The sequence below is a fragment of the Vreelandella lutescens genome (assembly GCF_014640815.1).
In the GTDB taxonomy this organism is placed as follows: domain Bacteria; phylum Pseudomonadota; class Gammaproteobacteria; order Pseudomonadales; family Halomonadaceae; genus Vreelandella; species Vreelandella lutescens.
Genome location: NZ_BMHM01000001.1, coordinates 614,614 through 639,024, shown reverse-complemented (window position 1 = coordinate 639,024; position 24,411 = coordinate 614,614). Strand labels below are relative to the sequence as shown.

Sequence of the window (24,411 nt, the reverse complement as noted above, 5' to 3'; positions counted from 1 at the left end):
TCCTTACTTAACCTCCTCAAACGCAAAAAGGGCACCCGAAGGTGCCCTTTTCAGCGTCACAAAAAAAGTGCGCAGCTTACCAGCCGGTCACTTCTTTCAGCGCGTCACCAATTTGCGCCAAAGAGCGAACGGTTTTGACACCGGCGTCTTCGAGGGCCGCAAATTTCTCATCGGCAGTACCTTTACCGCCAGAGATGATGGCGCCCGCGTGGCCCATACGCTTGCCAGGAGGTGCAGTCACACCGGCAATGTAGGAAACCACCGGCTTGGAAACGTTGGCTTTGATGTAAGCCGCGGCTTCTTCTTCGGCGGTGCCGCCGATTTCGCCGATCATCACGATCGCTTCGGTTTTCGGGTCCTTCTCGAACATCTCGAGGATGTCGATGAAGTTGGAACCCGGAATCGGGTCGCCGCCGATACCGACACAGGTAGACTGACCGAAACCGTGGTCAGTGGTCTGCTTAACGGCTTCGTAGGTCAGGGTACCAGAGCGGGAAACGATACCTACGCGGCCCGGCTGGTGGATGTGACCCGGCATGATGCCGATTTTGCACTCACCGGGAGTGATCACGCCCGGGCAGTTCGGGCCGATCAGGCGTACGCCCAGCTCGTCGCATTTTACTTTCGCTTCGAGCATGTCGAGGGTTGCGATGCCTTCGGTGATGCACACGATCAGCTTGATGCCAGCGTTAGCGGCTTCAAGGATCGAGTCTTTGCAGAACGGTGCCGGTACGTAGATCACGCTGGCTTCTGCACCGGTTTTCTCAACCGCTTCTTTCACGGTGTTGAAAACGGGCAGGCCCAGGTGCGTCTGGCCGCCTTTGCCCGGCGTAACACCACCGACCATCTGCGTGCCATAGGCAATCGCCTGCTCGGAGTGGAACGTGCCCTGGCCACCGGTGAAACCTTGGCAGATGACCTTGGTGTTCTTATCGATCAGGATGCTCATTACTTGCCCTCCGCTGCTTTAACAACCTGCTGAGCCGCGTCGGTCAGACTGGTAGCAGCGATGATGTTCAGACCGCTAGACGCCAGTTTTTCAGCGCCCAATTCAGCGTTGTTACCTTCCAGGCGAACGACAACCGGGACGTTAACGCCCACTTGCTCAACGGCACCGATGATGCCTTCAGCAATCATGTCGCAACGAACGATACCGCCGAAGATGTTCACCAGAACAGCTTTCACGTTGTCGTCAGACAGAATGATCTTGAACGCTTCTGCTACGCGCTCTTTGGTCGCGCCGCCGCCAACGTCCAGGAAGTTAGCGGGCTTGCCGCCACTCAGGTTGACGATGTCCATGGTGCCCATGGCCAGGCCTGCGCCATTTACCATGCAACCGATGTTACCGTCGAGGGCTACGTAGTTCAGTTCCCACTTCGCCGCGTCGGCTTCACGCTGATCTTCCTGGGAAGGATCGCGCATGGCCTGCAGGTCCGGGTGACGGTACAGGGCGTTGCTATCCAGGCCCAGTTTGGCATCCAAGCAGTGCAGGTTGCCTTCGTCAGTGATGACCAGTGGGTTGATCTCAAGAAGTGCCAGATCTTTGTCATGGAACAGCTTAGACAGACCCAGGAAAATCTTGGTGAACTGCTTCACCTGATCGCCTTCCAGACCCAGCGCAAAGGCCAGCTCGCGAGCTTGGTAGGGCTGTGCGCCGACCAGCGGATCGATTTCAGCTTTGAGGATCTTTTCCGGCGTCTCTTCAGCGACGGTTTCGATCTCAACACCGCCTTCGGTAGAGGCCATGAAGACCACGCGGCGGGTAGTACGGTCAACAACCGCACCCAGGTAGAGCTCGTCTGCGATGTTGGTGCAGGTCTCTACCAGAATTTTAGCAACCGGCTGACCTTTTTCGTCAGTCTGGTAAGTCACCAGGTTTTTACCCAGCCACTGCTCGGCGAAAGCTTTCGCTTCTGCCGGGTCTTTAATCAGCTTAACGCCGCCCGCTTTACCACGGCCACCAGCGTGAACCTGGGCTTTAACCACCCACATGTCGCCGCCGATTTTTTTGCACGCTTCTACCGCTTCTTCGGGAGTGTCCACGGCAAAGCCTTTGGACACTGGCAGACCATAATCAGCAAACAGCTGTTTGCCTTGATACTCGTGAAGGTTCATCGATTCATGCCATTGGTTGCATGTGACTCGAACGATGATCAGTTGACTTAACAGCGTATCTGTCCCGCCCTGATCATCCCCGTACTTTCAGTTTCCTACAAGCTACCGTGCAGGGCTGAAAGTGTTGCGCCACCTGACGGTGGCGCTTGGTTGTTGCTTAGCGAATTACTTACGCTTCTTACGGTTTGCCATATGAATTGCATGGCCTTCTACCGCAAGTGCCGCTTCGTGCACGGCTTCCGACATGGTCGGGTGCGCGTAGCAGGTCAGCGCGAGGTCTTCAGCGCTAGAGCCGAATTCCATCGCGATCACGCCCTGGGCGATCATTTCGCCCGCGTGCTGACCCACGATGTGCATGCCGAGGATGCGGTCAGTTTCCGCATCGGCAATGATCTTGGCGCTGCCTTCGGTGGCGTTGTTCGCCATAGCACGGCCGCTGGCCGCGAAGGGGAAGCTACCGGTTTTGACTTCGATGCCCTTCGCCTTGGCATCTTGCTCAGTCATACCGACCCACGCCACTTCCGGGAAGGTGTAAATCACGTTCGGGATAGTGTCGTAGTTCATCTCGGCTTTATGGCCGGCGATGATGTCCGCCACCATGATGCCTTCTTCAGACGCTTTGTGCGCCAGCATCGGACCGCGTACACAGTCACCGATGGCGTAAACGCCCGGCACATTGGTGCGGCACTGGTCGTCAACGAAGATGAAACCGCGCTCGTCCAGCTCAACGCTCACACCGTCAGCGATGACGCCTTTGGTGTAGGGGCGACGGCCAACACAAACGATCAGTTTGTCGAAGGTCATTTCCTGTTCGCCGTTGGCATCGGTGTACTTGACGACAACTTCTTCGCCTTTTGACTCCGAACCGGTCACACGAGCGCCCAGTTTAATATCCATGCCCTGCTTCTTGAGCAGTTTCTGGGTCTCTTTGGCAATCGCGGTGTCGACCATCGGCAGGAAGGAGTCCATCGCTTCCAGTACGGTCACTTCAGAACCTAAACGGTTCCATACGCTGCCCAGCTCAAGGCCGATAACACCGGCACCGATAACGCCAAGACGCTTCGGCGTTTCCTGGAATTCCAGTGCACCGGTGGAGTCAACAATCAGGCCTTCGGTCAGCGGCGTCGGCGGAATTTCCACCGGCACAGAACCTGCCGCAATGACGATGTTGTCAGCGTCATACGTGGTGGTGTTGCCGTCCAGGCCAGTGACTTCAACCTGCTTGCCAGAAACCACTTTCGCGGTGCCTTCAATCGCGGTAACGCCGTTGGCTTTGAACAGGCCAGAGATGCCGCCGGTCAAGTTCTTAACGATCTTGTCCTTGCGAGCCATCATCTTTTTAACGTCCATGGTGACGTCGCCGGCATTGATACCCATATCATCGAAATCGTGCTTGGCTTCGACGAACTTGTGCGAGGCTTCAAGCAACGCTTTGGATGGGATACAGCCAACGTTCAAACACGTACCACCGTGAACGACATTGCCTTCTTTACCAATCCATTTTTCAACACAGGCGGCTTTCAGGCCCAGCTGCGCAGCGCGAATAGCCGCTACGTAGCCACCAGGTCCTGCACCGATAACGATCACATCAAACTTGTCAGCCATGTTGGCTCCTTTAGCTTGGTTGCCTCCCCCCGTTTTGATCTAAACCAGGCGGGAGGCAAAGTGCGATTGCATAGAACGTTTAATTAACAGCGAAGGCGGATCAGCGCGCTTCGTTATACGTCCAGCAGCAAGCGAGCCGGGTCTTCCAGCAGCTCTTTAATAGTCACCAGGAATCTTACCGCATCTTTACCGTCAATCATGCGGTGGTCGTAGGAGAGCGCCAGATACATCATCGGGCGAATCTCGACCTTACCATTCACCGCCATGGGGCGATCCTGGATTTTATGCATGCCCAGGATAGCGGTTTGCGGCGGGTTGATAATCGGCGTGGACATCAAGGAACCGAACGTACCACCGTTGGTGATCGTGAAGGTACCGCCGATCATGTCGTCCATACCCAGCTTACCGTCACGGCCACGCTTGCCGAAATCGACAATCGTGCGTTCAACGTCAGCAATTTTCATGCTGTCGGTGTCACGCAGAACCGGTACGACCAAGCCACGGTCGGTGGATACTGCAACACCGATATCTTGGTAACCGTGGTAGACGATATCGGTACCGTCGATAGAGGCATTCACGTCCGGGAAGCGTTTGAGCGCTTCAGAAGCCGCTTTTACAAAGAAGCCCATAAAGCCCAGCTTGATGTCGTGGGTCTTTTGGAAGGTATCTTTGTACTGAGCACGCAGGGCCATGATCTCAGTCATGTCCACTTCATTGTACGTGGTCAGCATGGCAGCGGTTTGCTGTGCCTGAACCAAGCGCTTAGCGATGGTTTGACGCAGACGGGTCATCGGTACGCGCTTCTCTTCACGCTCACCCTGAACCGCAGGCGCTGCAGCGGCTTTGGCCGGTGCAGAAGACTTGGTCGCTTTCTTAGCAGACCCGTCTTTCACAGCTTTCTGAACATCTTCTTTCAGAATGCGGCCGCCTTTGCCGGTGCCTTCGATCTTGGAAACATCCAGATCGTGCTCGGCCACCATTTTACGTGCCGCAGGCGCGAGGATTTTGTCACCGACTTTCTCATCGGCACCTTCATCGTCGTTGCTGGTATCGGCGGCTGCGGGCGCTGAATCGCCGCCGCTTTCGCCACCGGCACCTTCAGCAAAGATCGCCAGAACCGCTTCCGATTCTACTTGGCTGCCTTCTTCGGCTTTAATTTCAGCCAGAGCGCCGTCAGCAGGTGCGACTACTTCCAGCACGACTTTGTCGGTTTCGATGTCGGCCAGCACTTCATCACGCTTAACCGCTTCGCCTACTTTCTTGTGCCAAGTGGCAACGGTGCCTTCCTGGATAGACTCAGGGAAGCTAGGCGCTTTTACATCGTGCTTTTTACCGCCGCCAGCAGGCTTAGACTCTGCTTTTGATTCGGTTTTTTCAGCGCTGCTATCGCTAGAAGAGCTCTCTTTAGAAGCGCTATCTTCTTTGCTGCTAGACGCGCTGGCATCGCCAATTTTGCCCAAGATTTGCTCAGACTCAACGGTATCGCCCTCTTCGGCCATCACGTCGGTCAGGGTACCCGCTTCCGGTGCGACGACTTCGAGCACCACTTTGTCGGTTTCGATTTCAACAATCAGCTCGTCACGCTCGACGCTGTCGCCCGGCTTTTTATGCCACGCAGCTACAGTGCCTTCGGCAACGGATTCCGGAAAGGTTGGCGCTTTGATATCAATAGCCATGTCGTTTCCCTTATATGTTCTCTAAATCCGGTGGGCGCTTATAGGTTAAAAGCGTCTTCCACCAGCTGGCGCTGCTGTTCAGTGTGGACGGACATGTAGCCCGCTGCCGGAGCAGCCGAGGCGGGACGCCCTGCGAATTTCAACTCACGTCCTAGGCCGTCTTTTAACATATCGGCCACGGCACGCATGTGGTGCTGACTGGAGTACCAGGCGCCCTGATTCAGCGGCTCTTCCTGGCACCACACGATGTCTTCCACATTGGCGTACGTCTGGAGCACTTCCAGAAGCTCTTCTTTCGGGAAGGGATAGAGCTGCTCTAAACGAATGATCACCGTATCGTCACGCTCGTTTTCAGCGCGCCAGTTAGCCAGGTCGTAGTAGACCTTACCAGCACACATCACCACGCGAGTGACTTTGTCGGCGGCGAGATTCGCTTGGTCTGGCAGTACCATGTGGAACTTGCCATGGGCGAGATCTTCCAGGCTCGACACTGCTTCTTTGTGACGCAGCAGCGATTTCGGTGACATGACCACCAGCGGCTTGCGCAGCGGCCGGATGACCTGACGGCGCAGCAGATGATAAATCTGCGCGGGCGTGGTTGGTACACACACCTGCATATTGTGCTCAGCGCACAGCTGCAAGAAGCGCTCTAAACGGGCAGAGGAGTGCTCAGGACCCTGGCCTTCATAGCCATGCGGCAGCAGCATGGTTAAACCACACAGACGGCCCCACTTGGTCTCACCCGAGGAGATAAACTGGTCCACCACCACCTGGGCGCCGTTGAAGAAGTCACCAAACTGCGCTTCCCAAATAACCAAGTCATTCGGGGCGGTGGTCGAGTAACCATACTCAAACGCCAGCACGGCTTCTTCCGACAGGAAGGAGTCGTGAATAGTGAAACGTGGCTGGCCGTCAGACATGTTCTGCAGCGGCACGTAGGTGGAGCCATCTTTTTGGTTATGCACCACCGCATGGCGGTGAGAGAACGTACCGCGACCTACGTCCTGACCGGTAATCCGGATCGGGTGGCCTTGGTCCAATAGCGTGGCGTAGGCCAGCGTTTCCGCAAAGCCCCAGTTGAGACCCATACCGCCCGCCTGCATTTTGCGGCGGTCTTCATAGATCTTGGCCACTTGGCGCTGAACATCGACACCGTCGGGAATGTCGCACATCTTCGCGGCTAGCTGCTGAAGGCGCTTCATATCAAACGTCGTGTCAGCGTCACCGGTCCACTCATGCCCCAGGTAAGGCGCCCAGTCCACAAACAGCGACGTGTTGGGTTCTTGTACCAGCGCATTGGCAACGTGATTACCAGCCACTAGGTCATCACGGTAGGTTTCTACCATGGCCTTAGCATCTTCTTCAGAGATGACGCCCTGCTCCACCAAACGCTGCGCATACAGCGTGCGCGAGGAGGCGTGGTCTTTAATCTTGGCGTACATCATCGGCTGGGTGCCTGACGGCTCATCAGCCTCGTTGTGGCCACGGCGGCGGTAGCACACCAGGTCAATCACAACGTCTTTCTTAAACTGCTGGCGGTAATCCAGCGCCACTTGGGTCGCATGGATCACTGCGTCAGGGTCATCGCCGTTAACATGGAAAATCGGCGCCTGAACCATTTTAGCAATGTCAGTACAGTATTCCGTGGAGCGTGCATCCAAGGGGTTAGAGGTCGTAAAGCCCACTTGGTTGTTGATGACGATATGCACCGTGCCGCCCGTTTTGTAGGCACGGGTTTGAGACATCTGGAATGTCTCCATCACCACGCCCTGACCGGCGAAAGCGGCATCACCATGGACGTTGATCGGCAGAACTTTGCTGCCTTCGTCGTCGTTACGGCGGTCTTGACGAGCGCGTACAGAGCCCTCGACAACCGGCGCTACGATTTCTAGGTGCGACGGGTTGAACGACATCGCCAAGTGAACTTCCCCACCCGGGGACATCACGTTGGAACTAAAGCCTTGGTGATATTTAACGTCACCAGAACCGCGCTCAATGACCTTCTTACCATCGAACTCGTCGATCAAATCCGTTGGGTTTTTACCCAAAATATTGACCAGCAGGTTTAAACGGCCACGGTGGGCCATACCAATCACGACTTCTTTAGTGCCGTAACCGCCTGCTCGCTGAATCAGTTCGTCCATCATCGGTACGAACGATTCACCGCCTTCCAGACCAAAACGCTTGGTACCTGGGTACTTAGATGCCAGGTAGTTTTCCAAACCTTCTGCCGCGGTCAGCCGCTCCAGCACGTGCTTGCGCACGTCGTCGCTGAACTTAGGTGCGCTGCGAACCGATTCAAACCGACGCTGTAGCCAGCGTTTCTCTTCGGTATCCACGATGTGCATGATCTCGCAACCGATGGAGCGGCAGTAGGTCTGCTCCAACGCATCAACGATCTCGCGCAGCGGCGCTTTATCAATACCAAGGAAAAACGAACCGGTCTGGAACTCGGTGTCGAGGTCAGCTTTAGAAAGCTGATGGAACGACAAATCGAGGTCGGGGACGGGGGTGGGATTACGCAGCCCAAGCGGGTCGATATTGGCCTTTTGATGGCCACGGAAGCGATAAGCGTTGATCAGCTGCAGGACTTTGACCTGCTTTTTGTTCTCACCGCTGTCGGAGGCGGCGACTACCCGGCCCGGGCGGCTTTCACGGCCCAGCTGGTAGAACTGATCACGAATGGGGCTTAGTGGAACATCGTGGGAGGCACTGCCTTCAGAACGTGGCAGCTGATCAAAATAGCTGCGCCATTCTTCTGAGACAGAATCAGGATCGGCGAGGTACTGCTCGTAAAGCGCTTCCACGTAGTGGACATTGCCACCACTAACGTGAGAGGAACGCCACATCAACTCCATTATGCCTTGTTGCATCTCTCGGTCACCCTGCACTGATGGGGTGGTATCGGCATCGCTGCATGCTAGCAACGACATCGCTATTGCCCTGCCGGCGGGGCGGGACGTTTGCCGGCGGCGCCGACCGGAGGCCGGAAGCCCTTGTTCATACACGTATTTGCGACGCGTTTCATTACCAGTTCATGCTCAAAAGCCGGTACTTAAAGCACCGGCTTTTAAACTTGGCTGGTCATGGTGCGACGCGTCGCCGCACCATGACTGCCCCTATGATAACAAGCGAAGCGCCACGATTTAAGTAGCTTTATGCTGCAACTTACGTGGTAGACGCTTTTTCTTCATAGGATTAGGTAGTTACGTAGCGTCTGCGAGCAACATTTCACGAATTTTACCAATTGCGCGGGTCGGGTTGAGACCTTTCGGGCATACCGCCACGCAATTCATGATGCCGCGACAGCGGAAGACAGAGAACGGATCTTCCAAGCTAGTGAGGCGTTCGCGGGTAGCCGTATCGCGACTATCGGCCAGGAAGCGGTAAGACTGCAGCAGGCCTGCAGGGCCTACGAACTTATCCGGATTCCACCAGAACGATGGGCACGACGTAGAGCAGCACGCGCACAGAATACACTCGTACAAGCCATCCAGCTTGTCGCGTTCTTCTGGCGACTGCAGGCGCTCAATGGCGGGCGCTGGCGTGTCGTTTTGCAGGTACGGCTGGATGCGCTCGTATTGCTTATAGAACAGACCCATGTCAACCACCATATCGCGGATGACCGGGAGACCCGGCAGCGGGCGCAGCGTCAGCTTGTTGCCTTTCACAACGTCTGACAGCGGCGTGATGCACGCCAAGCCGTTTTTGCCGTTCATGTTCATGCCATCGGAACCGCACACGCCTTCGCGGCAGCTACGGCGATAGGCCAAACCGCTGTCTTGCTCTTTCATCAGGTGCAGTACATCTAGCACCATCAGATCGCGGCCTTTGGTATCGACCTGAAACTCCTGCATATAGGGCGCGGAGTCGGTTTCCGGATTATAACGGTATACGGATACCTGAAGATTGGACATGGTGACTCCCTCTCGTCAGTGCGGAGATTAGTAGGTGCGAACCTTAGGCTCGAACGTATCAACGGTTTTTGGCTTGAAGTTAACGTCGCGCTTCTTCAGCTCTTTGGTCGCTGGGAAGAAGAGCGAGTGTTTCAGCCAGTTGACATCATCACGGTCAGGGTAGTCGTAGCGCGAGTGGGCACCACGGCTCTCTTTACGCTCAAGGGCAGCAATCGCCGTTGCTTCTGCCACTTCCATCAGGTTGTCCAGCTCCAGCGCTTCCACACGTGCGGTGTTAAAGGCGTTGGATTTGTCCGGCAGGTGGGCTTTACCAATACGCTCACGCAGGTCCGCCAGCTTTTTGACACCCTCTTGCATGTTTTTCTCTTCGCGGAATACACCGAAAGAGTTCTGCATAATGTCTTGTAGCTGCGCTTTTAGCTCAGGGATGCTCTCGCCGCCCTCTTCAGACTCGTTCCAGCGCGTAATACGCTTCATCGCGAATTCGATGTCTGACTCAGAAGCGTCGAGGTACTCGATACCTTCGTTCAGCGCGCCTTCGATGAACATACCTGCCGCACGGCCAAAGACCACCAAGTCAAGCAGTGAGTTACCGCCCAGGCGGTTAGCACCGTGTACCGATACACACGCCGCTTCACCACAGGCAAACAGACCGTTAACGATATGGTCGTTGCCATTTTCGTCTTGGGTAATTGCTTGGCCATGAATGTTGGTCGGAATACCGCCCATCATGTAGTGGCAGGTCGGAACGACCGGAATCGGGTCTTTCGCCGGATCAACGTGGGCGAAGGTTTTGGACAGCTCAACGATACCCGGCAGACGCTTGCCAAGGACTTCTTCGCCCAGGTGGTCAAGCTTCAGGAATACGTGGTCGCCCTTCTCGCCACAGCCGCGGCCTTCAAGGATTTCCATCACCATGGAGCGCGCAACAACGTCGCGGCCTGCCAGGTCTTTGGCGTTGGGCGCGTAGCGCTCCATGAAACGCTCGCCGTCTTTATTGACGAGGTAACCACCTTCACCACGGCAACCTTCAGTGACCAGGGTGCCCGCACCGTAAATACCGGTCGGGTGGAACTGCCACATTTCCATGTCCTGCATCGGGAAGCCGGCGCGCAGCGCCATGCCGATGCCGTCACCGGTATTGATCAGAGCGTTAGTGGTAGAGGCATAGATACGGCCTGCACCACCAGTGGCCAGAACCGTGGCTTTCGATTTAACGTGAACCACTTCACCGGTTTCGATGCACATGGCGATACAGCCCACGACATCACCGCTGGCGTTCTTGACCAAATCGACCGCGTACCATTCGTTCAAGAACGTGGTGTTGTTCTTGAGGTTGTTCTGGTACAGGGTGTGCAGCAGCGCGTGACCGGTACGGTCAGCGGCCGCACACGTACGTGCTGCCTGACCGCCTTCACCAAAGTTTTTCGACTGACCGCCGAACGGACGCTGATAAATACGGCCGTTATCGAAGCGCGAGAACGGCAGGCCCATGTGCTCAAGTTCAAACACCGCTTTGGGGCCTTCAGAACACATGTACTCAGCGGCATCCTGGTCAGCGATATAGTCGCCGCCTTTGACCGTGTCGTACATGTGCCAGCGCCAGTCGTCATCTGGATCAGCAGACGCGATCGCACAGGTAATACCACCCTGAGCAGAAACCGTGTGAGAGCGTGTCGGGAACACTTTGGACAGTACGGCTGTCTTCTTACCGGATTTCGCCAGTTCAAGCGCAGCACGCAGGCCAGAGCCACCGCCACCGATGATGATGGCGTCAAATGTCAGGCTACGAAGGTTAGACATGTATCAAGCTCCCCACAGAATTTGAATGCCCCACACCAGGTACACGAAGATGGCCAGAATGATCAGCGTCTGGGCACCCACGCGCAGGCGAGTGGACTTGAGGTAATCGGTGGTGACTGTCCACAGACCGATCCAGGCGTGCGCGGCGATGGAAACAAACGCGAGTAGCGAGAAAATACGCATCCACGTCTGCTCAAACAGGCCGCTCCAGGTGTAGTAATCCAGGTTCGGGTTAAACAGCAGGTAGGCAACCACGAAGACCGTATAAAGGGCCAGGATCACTGCAGACACGCGCTGCATCAGCCAGTCGGATAGACCACTGCGGCCAAAACTTGTGATGTTGGTTACCATACCCAAACTCCTGCCAGAATAATCAGAACCGCACTCACTACAACGGTAGCCTGTGCTTTTTTAACGCCACCTTCTAAGGTCACACCAATATTGGCGTCCATCAGCAGGTGCTTAGTGCCCGCCACAAAGTGGAATGCCAGGGCAGACAGCAGCCCCCACGCAACGAACTTGGCGAAGAAGTTGTTAGCTAAGGCACTGCTGACAGCATCAAAGCCAGCCGGAGATGACAGGGATTTACCCAACGCCCAAAAAGCGAAGATCAGACCAACGAACAGGATGACACCCGTAATACGGTGTGTAATCGACGTTAGCGCCGGCAGTGGGAAATGTATCGTAGTTAGGTCTAGGTTTACGGGTCGTTTGCTATTCACGGCGTTATACACACTCTCTTGGCCCGCTCTGCGACAGGTCGGGCATAGCCCGAGCGGGCAGTGGTTGCTGGAAGGGGCTCGGCCGTTGCCAAGTCGGGCACGACCACCTACCTGCCGGTCGCGCGCCGTGGATTATAAGAACCTTAGCCCCTGCTGACAAACCGATCTCAGGCTTAACTCGACCATGGTGCAAGAAAAATGCCGCCAACCCGAGTCGATTTTGCGATGCAGCATGGTTATAGTGACAGGAGATTGATGGTTTGATAAGCCTGGTAACGTATCGTCAATCCTCTGGCACTTAGCTATTATGAACACCCAGTTCATCATATACAAAAATTATTCAAAACAACAATGTCTGTACAAGCATACCTAGCGCTTAGGCTAATTGACAAAATGTCGCACACTTCTATAGTGGGCAAGCCTTTTCGCCGGCGCGGTATGCGAAACAACGACTTTACGTCCCAAACCGAATTCGAAAGGAGGCCAGCATGGCTGACAGGAAAGCGACATTGACGGTAGACGGTCTTGATAAAACGATCGAGCTACCCATGTATTCCGGCACACTTGGCCCCGACGTCATCGACGTGCGCGGCTTAGGTGCTGAAGGCCTGTTTACCTACGACCCCGGCTTTATGGCCACCTCTTCCTGCCAGTCCGCAATCACCTACATTGATGGCGGCAAGGGCGTACTGCTGCACCGCGGCTACCCCATTGATCAACTGGCGAAAGAGTCTAATTTTGTAGAAGTTTGTTACACCCTACTGTTTGGTGAGCTGCCCAATGATGAGCAGTACGCTGATTTCGAATCACGCATTCGCAATCACACCATGGTGCACGACCAGATTAACAACTTCTTCAAAGGGTTCCGCCGTGACGCGCACCCGATGTCGATTTTGTGCGGTGTGGTAGGCGGCTTGGCAGCCTTCTATCATGACCATATGGACATCACCCAGGAAGAAGATCGGGTGATCAGCGCTATTCGCCTCATTGCGAAAATGCCCACTCTGGCAGCAATGTCGCACAAGTATAACGTTGGCCAGCCCTTCAACTACCCGCGCAACGACCTGAGCTATGCAGAGAACTTCCTCTACATGATGTTCAGCAACCCGTGCGAAGAGTACAAAATCAATCCGGTATACGCGAAAGCCATGGACCGCATCTTTATGCTGCATGCGGACCACGAGCAGAACGCCTCTACCTCTACTGTTCGCTTAGCAGGCTCTACCGGTGCCAACCCGTTTGCCTGTATCAGTGCTGGCATCGCGGCACTGTGGGGCCCGGCGCACGGTGGTGCGAACGAAGCCGTACTGAATATGCTTGATGAGATCGGCGACGACTCAGAAGAGAACATTCAGCGCTTCGTGGATAAAGCCAAAGATAAGAACGACCCGTTCAAGCTGATGGGCTTTGGTCACCGCGTTTACCGCAACTTCGACCCGCGCGCCAAAGTGATGAAAGAGACCTGCGATGAAGTGCTTGCCGAACTCGGCATGGCTGACGACCCGCAGCTCAAAATCGCTAAGCGCTTGGAACAGATTGCTCTGGAAGATGAGTACTTCATCGAGCGCAAACTGTACCCGAACGTGGACTTCTACTCCGGCATTATTCTGAAAGCCATGGGCATTCCGACTAATATGTTCACCGTGATCTTCGCGGTATCGCGCACCATTGGCTGGATCTCTCATTGGCACGAAATGCTGAGCGAAAGCTACAAAATTGGCCGTCCGCGCCAGCTGTATATTGGTCACGAAAAACGTGACTATCCAACAAAGTGATCGACTGTTGACGCATCGATCCACTCTGATGGATACATAGGATGACAAAGGCCACCCAAGGGTGGCCTTTTGTTTGCTCTCAACCCACGACTTACCAACAACAAAGGTGTTTTATGCAATCCATAACCACTGTTGCCTTTATCGGCCTAGGCGTAATGGGCTACCCCATGGCGGGCCACCTTGCTAAGCAAGGCCTGACCACCCGCGTGTATAACCGCACCCAGAGCAAGGCAGAGGCGTGGGCCAAGGCGTTTGGCGGCACAGCGCACACCACCCCTGCTGAAGCCGCCAAAGGCGCTGATTTAGTCCTGGTATGTGTCGGTAATGACGACGACGTTCGTCAGGTCACCACGGGGAGCGATGGCGTGCTCACCACCATGGCCAGCGGCAGCTACCTTGTTGACCACACCACTGCATCGGCAGATTTGGCCTTGGAGCTGAATACGGCATGCCGTGAACAGGGCGTAGCGTTTATCGATGCTCCCGTTTCCGGCGGGCAGCAAGGCGCTGAGAACGGCGCGCTGACGATTATGTGTGGCGGCGAGCAGGCGCACTTCGATGCGGTCGCTCCCCTTCTCAATCATTACGCCCGGGCCGTGACACTGATGGGACCCGCCAGCAGCGGCCAGCTCACCAAGATGGTCAATCAAATTTGCATTGCTGGTTTAGTACAGGGTCTGGCAGAAGGGCTGCATTTTGCGGAACAGGCAGGGCTAGATCAGCATCAAGTGATTGATGTGATCTCCAAAGGTGCCGCGGGCTCATGGCAGATGGAGAACCGCCACAAAACGATGATTGCCAATGAGTACAATCACGGCTTTGCCGTTGATTGGATGCGTAAAGATCTGGGCATTTGCCTAGAGCAAGCACGCAGGCTAAATGCCACCCTTCCCGTCACCGCGCTGGTTGATCAATTTTATGCCGACGTACAGAGGATGGAAGGCGGCCGCTGGGATACTTCATCGTTATTAAAGCGTCTGCGCAAGCCTGAATAACGCTTGACTTTCTGGCACTGCCAGCCTGGACAGGGTTTTCCACACTATCTGTGGATAACCCTGTTCACAACCACTAGAAAACGTCCCAGAATCGCCATGAACAGTGACCCAGCCTTAAATTGGTCATTTTTTGACCTAATATAAGCTATTGATTTTAAAGAGATTAAGCTAAATCGCTGATTTTTTGCGTCATATTTATGTGGTTGTGCACAACCCCCTTCACAGAAATGCAAAAGTGGACAAGTCAAGCACAATATTGATAAAAAACGCGTGAAATAGACGCAAGTTCTAAACGACAGGAATGCAAAATAAGCAATTGAGAAGACTCATTGCTATTTGCTAATCAGAATATTTTGAGGAAGCAGATAAAACGAGGTGGCGTCCCATAAGGGGTTCGAACCCTTGTTACCGCCGTGAAAGGGCGGTGTCCTAGACCACTAGACGAATGGGACGTATCTGACCTAAAAAGCCTTCGACAGTACAGTATCAGCGTAGCCGATATTGGTGGAGCCTAGCGGGATCGAACCGCTGACCTCAACACTGCCAGTGTTGCGCTCTCCCAGCTGAGCTAAGGCCCCACATGTCTTGAAGACGGAGCGTATATTACTGATTCGCCTGATCTTCGTCAAGCCTATTTATCGAAGAAAACGCCACGCTCTCACGCTACGATTGCGCGGCGCTCTTCTATCGACAATAACGATGATAACTTACAGGTCGCGGTACTCTTTCTCGAAGCGTTTCGCCTGCTTCTTCGAAACACCACCCAGCACCTCAATCGCGCTACGCAGGCGTGCACGGGTCACGTCTGAGCCTAAAATAGCCATGGCGTCCATCACCGACGTGCTTGACGTGCTGCCTGTAATCGCAATAAACACCGGTGCCAGGAACGCCTTCATTTTTAGCTCAAAGTGCTCTGCCAAGGCTTTGACTTCCGCGAGCAGGGCCTCTTTATGCCACGCCGGGACGTTTTCAAAACGCCACACCAAGAACTGCAGCAGCTTGACCAGCTCTTCGTTATCCAGCTTCACACTGTCGAAATCATCTTTCGTGAGCGTAGGTAACCCAGAGAAGAAGTGACCTGCCAGCGGAACTACTTGTGAAAGCGTCTCTACCCGTGGGCGTACCTGCGGCAAAATCTGCTTCACGTAAGCATCGTTAAACGCCCACTCGCGCAGTGCCTGCAACAGTGCATCGTCATCCAGGTCTTCACGGATATAAACGCCGTTTAGCCACGTCAATTTCTCCAGGTCAAACACAGGCCCGCCTAGGGAAACACGCTGAATATCAAACTCTGCCATCATGTCGGCCAAGCTGAATTTTTCGCGCTCATCGGGCATCGACCAGCCCATGCGCCCGAGATAGTTAGTCACCGCCTGTGGCAGAAAGCCCATCCGGCGATAGTAGTTAATCGACGTCGGGTTTTTACGCTTGGAGAGCTTAGACTTATCAGGATTACGCAGTAGTGGCATGTGGCACAGCTGCGGCATTTCCCAACCAAAATACTCATACAACAACTGGTGTTTAGGCGCGGAATTGATCCACTCCTCGCCACGCAGCACGTGGGTAATGCCCATCAAGTGGTCGTCCACCACGTTGGCTAGGTGGTACGTGGGCATACCGTCTGACTTCATGAGGATTTGCGCGTCCACCTGCGCCCACTCCACCTCAATCGTACCGCGCAGCATATCGTTCACCACGCACGCGCCTTCGCTGGGCACGTTCATACGGATCACATACGGCCAGCCCTCTTGCTCACGACGCGCCTGCTCACCTGCGCCCATGGCTAAATCGGCGGGCTTTAGCGCTAAGTGCAGGCCTGCCTCTTTACGTGATTCACGCAGCTCATCCAGCTCTTCGCTGGTGCGGTAGCACTTAAAGGCGTGCCCCGCATCTAGCAGCTGCTGGGCGTACTGCGCGTAAATGTCGCCCCGCTCGCTTTGCCGATAAGGGCCATGAGGGCCGCCTACATCCGGGCCTTCATCCCACTCAAGCCCCAACCAACGCAGAGAGTCGAGAATCATCTGTTCTGATTCAGGGGTAGAGCGTACCTGATCAGTATCTTCAATTCGCAGAATGAACTGGCCGCCATGCTGACGAGCAAAGCAAAGATTAAACAGCGCAATATAGGCAGTGCCTACGTGCGGATCTCCGGTAGGAGAAGGCGCGATGCGAGTACGTACGGTCATCAACATGTCCTTTTGGCTATTAAGCGTGGCGTCATTATACGCACCCTTAGAGCAACCAACAGCCTTCGTAAGGGAACGAGTTTGCCTTAAAAGCGTCTGATCGAAAGCTTAAGGATCATTGATAGGAAGATGCGCGTTAAAGCACAATCGCTTAGTATGGCGTAGTACCTATGATTCGTGTTCATACATGAGAACAGGTTGCACCTTTCTCTGCATGATCAGAGCGCCGCTCTATGAGGGCGGAAGTACATTCAACGAGCTGATTTAGCTCATCGACAGGAAAATGAAATGGAATCGCTAGGCTCACGTATCAAGCAACTGCGGCTTCGGGCCAAGCTCAACAAAGCTGCCCTTGCTCGTAAAGTTGGCGTGTCAGATGTCACCATTTCTTACTGGGAGTCCGGGGCGATCAAACAGATCGGTCACGAGCGCTTAGTGGCGCTCGCCGATGCCCTTGATTGTTCGCTGGCTACCCTTTTAGAAGGTGACAGTGCGCCTCAACTGTTAACCCTGAGCCATACAGGTCCCCTCCCCTGGGAACAGGTTCAGGCTACAACGATTACTGTCCCGCATCATCTGCCGCTGAAGATTGATTGGAAAGCGCCCTGCGTGATGGCCACGCCTGACAAAGACACGGATTTCTCACCCGTTGCATCCGGTGACTTGCTCCTGCTTGGCCCAACGCATGTGTTCCACAAAGCAGGCCATTACCTTATCCAGCGTGATGACCGTTTTGTCATTGAGCACTTTGCAAAAGCGCCCAGCGACACCTCGATTCATGCGGTGCTGTTAGCGCACTGGTGTCCTGCCTAAAGCAACTACCTCCCCCCTTAGTTGTCCTCAATAACATCCACCTGGTCGCGCGTTCGTCTTGGTTCACTGCCCACCAAGAAACGGCGCGAGTAGGTGGCTACCTGCCCTAACCCGTGGCGGGATTGGCTGACGAGCTCTCCCGCCAAGTGTTCGCCCTGCGTACCAATACGCGCCTGTACGCTTAGGGGCTGCACGGTGGCTTCGCCCAACTGCACAGTGACGACATAACCGCCGTCCGGCAGCCCGCTTCCAGAGCCAAACGGGCCCGCTTCAAACTGACCGTTCACCACGCTGGTGCGCGCTTGCCAACGTACGCGACTCAGCTCCCGCTCGATAATTACCTGCACCTGCGCGTTATCGGGCAAATTCGTATTGCCCTCCACCATTAAACGACGATCAGCGCGGAGCGATGCAGAAGTAGAAATAGCGACATCCAGCGGCTCCACCTGCTGTGCTGGCGGCTCCGGTTCAGAAGCACGCTCCTCAGCTACGGAATGTGGTTGGGTTTGTGCAACCTCTTCCTCAGGCCCACTACAGCCGGACAGCAGCAGGGTCCCCACTAGCGCCACGCCAACATAACCTAGCGTTTTCCCCATAACGACTCCTCATCTCAATGATCCACGCTTGCCTACCCAGCAATGGCTCTCACCATACCGCTTTTGACCACAAAATACGCAATGTGATGCAGGGGTTTATGCGAACGCACATCAACGGTCCGCTCTTATAGACAGTCGGCACAGCAGCGCGTACCCCACCAACTAAAACGCCCCGCCGTTTAAGGCGAGGCGCTGCTCAACTATCCACAAGGAAAAAATGGACGTTAAGTTAGGTCACGTAACTCAACCTCTAAAGCGGCCGCAATGCGGTTCAGCACACTCAGCGAGCCGCCTTTTTTACCCGACTCTATTTCGGAAAGGTAGCCCTGGCTAATGCCTGCTTTTGTCGCCAACTCCCCTGCACGCAGCCCACGGTATTCGCGGTACACCTTCACAGGGGCCACACCCTCCAGCAGTGCATCCACGACCGCCTCGGGAAACGACTCTTCACCGCGCGCTACGACAGCGTTGGCTGCGTTGATATCGTCTTGATCTTCCAACCGCGCAAGCAGCGCGTGGTACTCCTGCTCAGGTAGCACCACCAATCTCTCACCGGTGGGTGTTTGAATAATTTGAGGGACGCTCATGCCGCCTCCTGTTCATTGGCTGTTATGGGCGCATTATGGGTGCGCTATTGATACACACCGCCACGGGCACCGATGTTAATGATATCCAGCACATCGCCGCGCTCGTCGATGGATCACCCGCCAATCACCTACCCGCAGGCAAATATACCCGCTCCCCTTCAACGCTTTCACATTATTGCGCTGGCTTTCCGGGTCTTCCGCATAGGCCTTGATTTTGCCTTGTATGCGCCTCGACTCCGGCCGTGGCATTCGCTGCAACACCTTTAACGCGCTTTTACGGTAAGTGATCGTTTTCATCACCATCATTATAGCTAACAGCGAAAAAATATCGAAAAATTTTAGCTAAAAGCTAAAAAAGCCCACTCTCTGCCCTGCTAACACGGCGTAAACCACCACATTAATACCCGACGACGCTACCACTTCGCTAAACACCTATCTCTTCCGCTTGCATTCGACACGCTGCGCATCGACACCAGCGCGATACAGATCGACGCCCGCCCACCGCTACAAAGCCACGCCAACGGCAGGCTAGTAATTCACGGCGGTATCAACATCGAAGTACACGCCGCCCCCGGCATCAATGAGCAAGCGCTGGCACGCTTGCTCAATGAACAGGTACAGCGCGCGCTCCAAAACGCCGAGCGCCGCGCTGATGCCGCTAGCCGCCGCAATTTTTACTATAACGATTGAGAAGTATTAAAATGCCTAAAAATCATCTTTGTGGGCTCAAATTGATGCAACGCCCTGGCCAACGCCAAAGAAGCCATTGATGGCTGGCTGGAAGTCGCGGTCGAGTGCGGCGACCCCATCCCCGAAGCCACGTCCATCGAACACCATATGGACAACCCCGACTTCACCGGCTGGATCTGGGCCGTCGTCGATATCGACGTGACGCCCTACCTGGGCAAAAGCCACAAGATCAACGTCACCCTGCCCGACCTCCTAGTCAAACAGATCGACGACTTCGTCGCCCGCCACCCCGGCGACAAAACCCGCTCCGGCTTTCTCTCCCGCGTCGCCATGGCCGAACTGGCCAGGAACAAACAAGCCAGCTAACCCTCACGCAACAGCCCCGCACGCGCGGGGCTTTTTTGGTGGATGCATCCCAGCGGGCAACGCGACCACTTAAAATACTGTTTTTAAAAAACAGTTACTTAACCAGAAAAACCACACAAGATAAGTTGACGCAGTGCAACACGAAAGGTGTCAAAATGACACTTTTTGTGGCCGATATTCCTTGCGCTGTACACTTAAAGTGTCAGACTATAGCCATGTATAACAGCGTAAAAGACTCAAAAAGACACCACGCACAAGCCGCCGCATTTCACACCTAGCGCACGCTGGGGGGTAGACCATGACCGCATTCACTAACATCGGGCTTTACAGCCCCAGGCAAGCAGAACGCCTCATTGGCGTAGACGCGGAGAAGATCCGCCGCTGGCTTATGCCTGAGCGGTCAGCCAAAGGTCCGTTATGGGAACCTGAGCCCCAAGCGCTTGGCGCAGAAGACACGCTGAGCTTTAAAGACCTTCTAGAACTGCGTGCGGTAGAGCAATTCCGTCGCCACAACGTGAGCTTGCCGGTGATTCGTGAAGCACTGCACGTACTCAGAGACTACTTGCAGCGTGACTATCCCCTGATCAATCCCCAGCTCAGCACCGATGGCAAGAAAGTGTTTTTGAAAGTGCTGGAAGACAGCGGCGAAATGGCCATCACTGACCTAGTGAAACGTCAAAACGTATTTCACTCAGTGATCTCCCCTTCGCTGAAAGCGGATATTGAGTTCGACCCATCTGGCTACCCCATTCGCTGGAAGCCTGATCCCGAAGACGAGAACATTGTGGTTGATCCTCGCTTTGCCTTCGGCAAGCCCATCGTGCTGCCTAGCCACATGCCCACGGCCACACTGGCCCAGGCGGCCGAGGTAGAAGGCAGCGCTGATGCAGCAGCCCGTGCGTATGACGTGACGCAAGAGGAAGTAGAACGCGCCGTGAAATTCGAAAAAAGGATTTTATCGGGTGCACTTCTTCATTGACGAAAATATCAGCCATCACATTGCCAGCGCTCTTAACCACTTAGCCCAACTCTGTACAGAAAGCCATACCGTCGTGCATGCCAAAACCTTTAACGGTGGTCATGGTGTGCCTGATCAAGTGTGGCTTGAACGCCTTCAACAATCAGAGGAAACCTGGGTGATCCTGTCGAAGGATCGCTTCAATAAAGGTGACCCGGAAATGCTTGCCTTCGAATATTGCGGGATTACCACAATTAACCTGGGTAAGGACTGGAAAAAGAAAAACGTCTGGCAAACCGCGCTGCGCTTGATTGAATGGTGGCCCGTCATATCAAAAGAAGTGATTCAGACAACAGGCCCCATGCACTACGACCTGACTTGGGTAAGATCCCCCAAGCTAAAGGGACGTAGGAAAGCTGTTAATTGATCGTTTTGTACAAAAAGCCCCGCAAAATTAGCGGGGCTTTCCTTTATTGTCATTTATTATAGCTAACCAATCCAAGGTTCAATGATCTTTGGCAAGTTCCATGTTGCCCAAGCTAGTAATGAATAAGCACAACCTGTAATAAACAAGAAAAAATAGAAAGTTCTTCGCCGCTTATCGATAGGCTGCAGAAAACGGTTTTGCTTATCCGCCTGTGATGAATAGTGCTGTAATACATCGAGCCATGCTTTGCTTTCTTGATCAGCAAGCAAAACATCTCGCCAGTGTGCAGATAATTGAAGAGCAAATGACAGTAATAAATAGCAAGACAGAACTTTTACCAAAAATGCCAACTCAGCGCTAACCAATAGGTCTGCGAAGTTGTTCTTATCGAATTTGGCAATGAACGAAAAAGCAACAAAAAATAAAATACCAAGTGCATCACGTGTGAGCGAATTAACAAGTTCACGGACCTTCGCAGCGTATAAATCTGCATGAGATTTCATGTCCTTCATAAGCTCGCGCACTTCTTTATGGTAGGCGTCTTTACGCTCTAGAATAACAAATGCATAGCTATCACGCGCTTGGTACAGAGCGGCTCCGAGGTGATTTTCCATACCTGAAAGCAAAGATTGTTCTCGCTCAATATCGATTGACAACCTGTCCATTACTAGACTGAGGCGAGTTTCGGGTCTCTCTTCATATACCCAGAGAACTGCCTCGATTAAAATCTTTAGTGTCTTAGCGCTTACAATCTGATCTTCATCATACAACGGCATAGAAATACGCTTTGTGCCTTTCAGGGTAGCTTCATAACGACCTTCAATACAGCGTAATTCTTGCACAAGACAAACAGACATTACCATTGAGCTCAATTTAACCAATGGAGCTACTTCTGGATTTTCTAAATCTCCCCAGGTTAGAGCATATCCCATAGGGCAAACCCGAAGACCACGGGTAGCGTTAGTATGAATTAATCCATGAACCTCTTTAGATTCGGGCAGGCTAATTGTTTCAACGTTAGGGCATGGCGCTCCTGGAGGCATAACCCAGAGAAGTGGTCCTCCAACACTTTGCGAAAGCCCTTGAACTCTTATTGTCACGGGCTTCGCAAAGTCAGGGACATTGCCTGTAGGGTACAAGCAAGGGTCCCAGTTCATAAGCCACTGCTGGAAACCATTAACACTAAAGAACAGTAATGTTGTCTCATCGCCTCTTGCTCGGAGGCAACCTGCTATGGGCGTTTTACCTAAGATTAAACGCCAAGGCTCACCATCAAAATCGCTTGTAGATAGATCTTCTGCATCAATAGTGTCACCAGTATCAACGATTTTCAGCATTGGCGATTCAATGCCTAATCGCTCAATGTGGTTAAATACGCTCAACAGCCTTTCCCGCACAGATGCGCTAAGCTCATCACCTTCCATAATCAAGCGTAAGCCCTCATCAATTTCTTGCGATGCATGAGGGCGAAGATCATCAATGGCCTGGAGCAGATCCAAAACAGGATACATTGCGGCTCTAACCTTTAGGCGTTAGCTGGTGGGTTTCGATAGTGATACGCTTGCCGCCACCATCTATATCTTCAATGTGCATGCCGGCTTCCTCACGACTGCCTTCATATATTATCGTAACACCTTCTGAGGTCTCATAGACCTGTTTGCGCTGCTTTTTAGGCAGGGAATCGGGACGAGGCCGAAAGCTTTGGCCCGCTACGCCATTTTCAGCTAAGGCATCTCGTAGTGCCCCCATATGCTGTGCTTTTCGCTCAGCATTTTCATCTTTTACTACTGAATCAAGAAATGCATCCGTCTCAAAAGTATCATGGTCGTTTAGGTAATTAAGAGCTCTTTCTCTGTAAGTGTTTACATCTTCTCCAGGAGGAAGTTGATCCCGGGGTACATCTTTAGCCCACTTCCGAACTGCTGAATAAGCCATCCGGGTTAATGCTGCATCCTGCTGTCGTTCAATTACGCCTAGGAAAGACTGGAAGTAATCACTCAATACTGGCTTTTTGACACGATCAAAGGCCAATACATCCCAAGCAAACTGATTTACAGGATCGATTAACGCACTCTTTTGAATCGCATGTTTATTCTCGTTGAGAGCATTGGGAATTTCGTTGACAACAGCTAATCTCCGACCGTCTATCTCTTCATAGCTGTAAGCAAATGATTCCTGTTGATCCATCTTTACTAGGAACGCTAATTGTTGCCAATCATGTGCATCGGCTAGGTACTTAACCACTGAGACAATGAAAACACCCGCCGACATTTGACCACGGTGGAGACGTGCAAACTCTTGAGTCATTAGGTATGAAAGCTCAACGAATCCATCACGATCCTCAATGAGCTGTTGACTTTGTTCCTGCAGATTCACTGCATCGGGATTAAAAACATATTGTGTGCCTTCAGCGATGTCCCTCAGCCTATCAAGAAAGAAAGTTTTCTGTTTATCTTGCAGCTGAACCTCGTCGAGCTTTATTACCTTCCCAGGAGCCTCGGGGTCAATGATATGAAAAATGAAATCTACGATTTCTAGCGTGTTACGTTGCGCCTGATTAAGTACTCCGTCTAACGGTTGTCCCACCATGTTGAGTCCCTTTTATTCTGATATTAAAAATCTTCCGCCGCTGGCTATAACGGCCAATTAGAACGGCCACTCCATTCACAGCATGCCTGGTGCACTTACTCCCGCGTGCATACCAGCATTGGGGCAACCAGCCGTACCGCTCAGGCCATGATCCAATACACCCCCCAGCCACTCCACATGGCCGGGGATTTTTATTGTCGCAATATTCTGACGAAGAGCTAGAACAACGCATTCTATTGGGCGACAAGGTCACTATGACAAATAAACTTAACCGATGATGTAAGCCTTTCGCCATACTTTTGTAAGAAATGGCTTACACCGCCCAACACCGCGCCGGCCTGACCACCACTCCGCGAAACTGCTTCGCGGTAATGAAGTACCCTTCCCCACCTGAGGGTGGCAGCAAGCGGCAGCGGCTGCCGACGCGGTTGGTTTTGAATAATCGGAACTAGCCCTCACCATCAGATCGTCGTGACCATACGAGTGGGCTTCATCCACTATCAGCACATCGCCTTCCATCTATGGCCCACCTGGGGGCACCTCGTCGCTGATCTCAACCAGAAAACAGCTAGGCGGAAACTTGCGCCGGTC

20 protein-coding genes and 2 tRNA genes are annotated in these 24,411 nt (G+C 53.6%); 6 read left to right on the top strand and 16 right to left on the bottom strand.

Going from position 1 to position 24,411, the window contains the following annotated elements:
• Positions 1 to 76: 76 nt before the first annotated feature.
• The 9 genes from sucD to sdhC all read right to left on the bottom strand — a co-directional run bounded on the left by sucD (position 77) and on the right by sdhC (position 11,838).
• Positions 77 to 949, bottom strand: a complete 873-nt coding sequence (sucD, locus tag IEW65_RS02970) for a succinate--CoA ligase subunit alpha (RefSeq protein WP_188638016.1) — start codon at positions 947 to 949, stop codon at positions 77 to 79.
• Complete coding sequence (sucC, locus tag IEW65_RS02965; protein ID WP_188638015.1) at positions 949 to 2,115, bottom strand: ADP-forming succinate--CoA ligase subunit beta; 1,167 nt, start codon at positions 2,113 to 2,115, stop codon at positions 949 to 951. Before sucC ends, sucD begins: the two co-directional genes overlap by 1 nt.
• Positions 2,116 to 2,280: 165 nt before the next feature.
• Positions 2,281 to 3,720, bottom strand: a complete 1,440-nt coding sequence (gene lpdA / locus IEW65_RS02960; protein ID WP_188638014.1) for a dihydrolipoyl dehydrogenase — start codon at positions 3,718 to 3,720, stop codon at positions 2,281 to 2,283.
• A 113-nt stretch (positions 3,721 to 3,833) separates the two neighbouring features.
• Positions 3,834 to 5,396: a 2-oxoglutarate dehydrogenase complex dihydrolipoyllysine-residue succinyltransferase gene (gene odhB, locus IEW65_RS02955; protein WP_188638013.1), complete on the bottom strand. Its 1,563-nt coding sequence runs from the start codon at positions 5,394 to 5,396 to the stop codon at positions 3,834 to 3,836.
• Positions 5,397 to 5,434: 38 nt separating this feature from the next.
• Entirely contained in the window at positions 5,435 to 8,269 is a 2,835-nt protein-coding gene (locus IEW65_RS02950; protein WP_188638277.1) for a 2-oxoglutarate dehydrogenase E1 component, read from the bottom strand.
• A 333-nt stretch (positions 8,270 to 8,602) separates the two neighbouring features.
• On the bottom strand, positions 8,603 to 9,313 hold the full coding sequence (locus IEW65_RS02945) for a succinate dehydrogenase iron-sulfur subunit (RefSeq protein WP_188638012.1): 711 nt from the start codon (positions 9,311 to 9,313) through the stop codon (positions 8,603 to 8,605).
• 27 nt (positions 9,314 to 9,340) lie between these two features.
• Complete coding sequence (gene sdhA, locus IEW65_RS02940) at positions 9,341 to 11,116, bottom strand: succinate dehydrogenase flavoprotein subunit (RefSeq protein WP_188638011.1); 1,776 nt, start codon at positions 11,114 to 11,116, stop codon at positions 9,341 to 9,343.
• 3 nt (positions 11,117 to 11,119) lie between these two features.
• The gene (gene sdhD, locus IEW65_RS02935) at positions 11,120 to 11,467 is read right to left on the bottom strand and encodes a succinate dehydrogenase, hydrophobic membrane anchor protein (protein WP_062373586.1); all 348 of its coding nucleotides are present in this window, start codon (positions 11,465 to 11,467) and stop codon (positions 11,120 to 11,122) included.
• Positions 11,461 to 11,838 (bottom strand): succinate dehydrogenase, cytochrome b556 subunit, encoded by a 378-nt coding sequence (gene sdhC / locus IEW65_RS02930; RefSeq protein ID WP_229755454.1) that lies wholly within the window; start codon positions 11,836 to 11,838, stop codon positions 11,461 to 11,463. The genes sdhD and sdhC overlap by 7 nt, the downstream gene beginning before the upstream one ends.
• Before the next feature lie 488 nt (positions 11,839 to 12,326).
• Here sdhC and gltA point away from each other — a divergent pair, with 488 nt between their 5' ends.
• Both gltA and IEW65_RS02920 read left to right on the top strand, forming a co-directional pair.
• Complete coding sequence (gene gltA, locus IEW65_RS02925) at positions 12,327 to 13,613, top strand: citrate synthase (RefSeq protein WP_083026630.1); 1,287 nt, start codon at positions 12,327 to 12,329, stop codon at positions 13,611 to 13,613.
• Between the two features lie 113 nt (positions 13,614 to 13,726).
• Positions 13,727 to 14,608: an NAD(P)-dependent oxidoreductase gene (locus IEW65_RS02920; protein WP_188638009.1), complete on the top strand. Its 882-nt coding sequence runs from the start codon at positions 13,727 to 13,729 to the stop codon at positions 14,606 to 14,608.
• A 376-nt stretch (positions 14,609 to 14,984) separates the two neighbouring features.
• On the opposite strand, the gene IEW65_RS02915 is transcribed toward IEW65_RS02920, so the two are convergent.
• The 3 genes from IEW65_RS02915 to gltX all read right to left on the bottom strand — a co-directional run bounded on the left by IEW65_RS02915 (position 14,985) and on the right by gltX (position 16,794).
• Positions 14,985 to 15,060 (bottom strand) — tRNA-Glu (locus tag IEW65_RS02915).
• A 50-nt stretch (positions 15,061 to 15,110) separates the two neighbouring features.
• Positions 15,111 to 15,186 (bottom strand) — tRNA-Ala (locus IEW65_RS02910).
• A 129-nt stretch (positions 15,187 to 15,315) separates the two neighbouring features.
• Complete coding sequence (gene gltX, locus IEW65_RS02905; protein ID WP_188638008.1) at positions 15,316 to 16,794, bottom strand: glutamate--tRNA ligase; 1,479 nt, start codon at positions 16,792 to 16,794, stop codon at positions 15,316 to 15,318.
• A 288-nt stretch (positions 16,795 to 17,082) separates the two neighbouring features.
• Here gltX and IEW65_RS02900 point away from each other — a divergent pair, with 288 nt between their 5' ends.
• The gene (locus tag IEW65_RS02900) at positions 17,083 to 17,607 is read left to right on the top strand and encodes a helix-turn-helix domain-containing protein (RefSeq protein WP_188638007.1); all 525 of its coding nucleotides are present in this window, start codon (positions 17,083 to 17,085) and stop codon (positions 17,605 to 17,607) included.
• A 17-nt stretch (positions 17,608 to 17,624) separates the two neighbouring features.
• Here the strand turns inward: IEW65_RS02900 and IEW65_RS02895 are convergent, their stop codons facing one another.
• A complete protein-coding gene (locus tag IEW65_RS02895; RefSeq protein WP_188638006.1) occupies positions 17,625 to 18,203 on the bottom strand; it encodes a hypothetical protein in 579 nt (192 codons plus the stop codon).
• Between the two features lie 224 nt (positions 18,204 to 18,427).
• Complete coding sequence (locus IEW65_RS02890) at positions 18,428 to 18,790, bottom strand: helix-turn-helix domain-containing protein (RefSeq protein ID WP_188638005.1); 363 nt, start codon at positions 18,788 to 18,790, stop codon at positions 18,428 to 18,430.
• A gap of 744 nt (positions 18,791 to 19,534) precedes the next feature.
• On the opposite strand from IEW65_RS02890, the gene IEW65_RS02885 reads away from it, so the two are divergent.
• From IEW65_RS02885 to IEW65_RS02875, 3 genes are all read left to right on the top strand, one after another.
• Positions 19,535 to 19,846, top strand: a complete 312-nt coding sequence (locus tag IEW65_RS02885; RefSeq protein WP_268234697.1) for a type II toxin-antitoxin system HicB family antitoxin — start codon at positions 19,535 to 19,537, stop codon at positions 19,844 to 19,846.
• A gap of 298 nt (positions 19,847 to 20,144) precedes the next feature.
• Positions 20,145 to 20,825: a MerR family transcriptional regulator gene (locus IEW65_RS02880; protein ID WP_188638004.1), complete on the top strand. Its 681-nt coding sequence runs from the start codon at positions 20,145 to 20,147 to the stop codon at positions 20,823 to 20,825.
• The gene (locus IEW65_RS02875) at positions 20,809 to 21,231 is read left to right on the top strand and encodes a PIN-like domain-containing protein (protein WP_188638003.1); all 423 of its coding nucleotides are present in this window, start codon (positions 20,809 to 20,811) and stop codon (positions 21,229 to 21,231) included. Before IEW65_RS02880 ends, IEW65_RS02875 begins: the two co-directional genes overlap by 17 nt.
• A gap of 62 nt (positions 21,232 to 21,293) precedes the next feature.
• On the opposite strand, the gene IEW65_RS02870 is transcribed toward IEW65_RS02875, so the two are convergent.
• Positions 21,294 to 22,742 carry a hypothetical protein gene (locus IEW65_RS02870; RefSeq protein ID WP_188638002.1) on the bottom strand — a complete coding sequence of 483 codons (1,449 nt, stop codon included), beginning with the start codon at positions 22,740 to 22,742 and terminating at the stop codon, positions 21,294 to 21,296.
• A gap of 7 nt (positions 22,743 to 22,749) precedes the next feature.
• Positions 22,750 to 23,820, bottom strand: a complete 1,071-nt coding sequence (locus IEW65_RS02865) for a nucleoid-associated protein (RefSeq protein ID WP_188638001.1) — start codon at positions 23,818 to 23,820, stop codon at positions 22,750 to 22,752.
• Positions 23,821 to 24,411 lie beyond the last annotated feature (591 nt).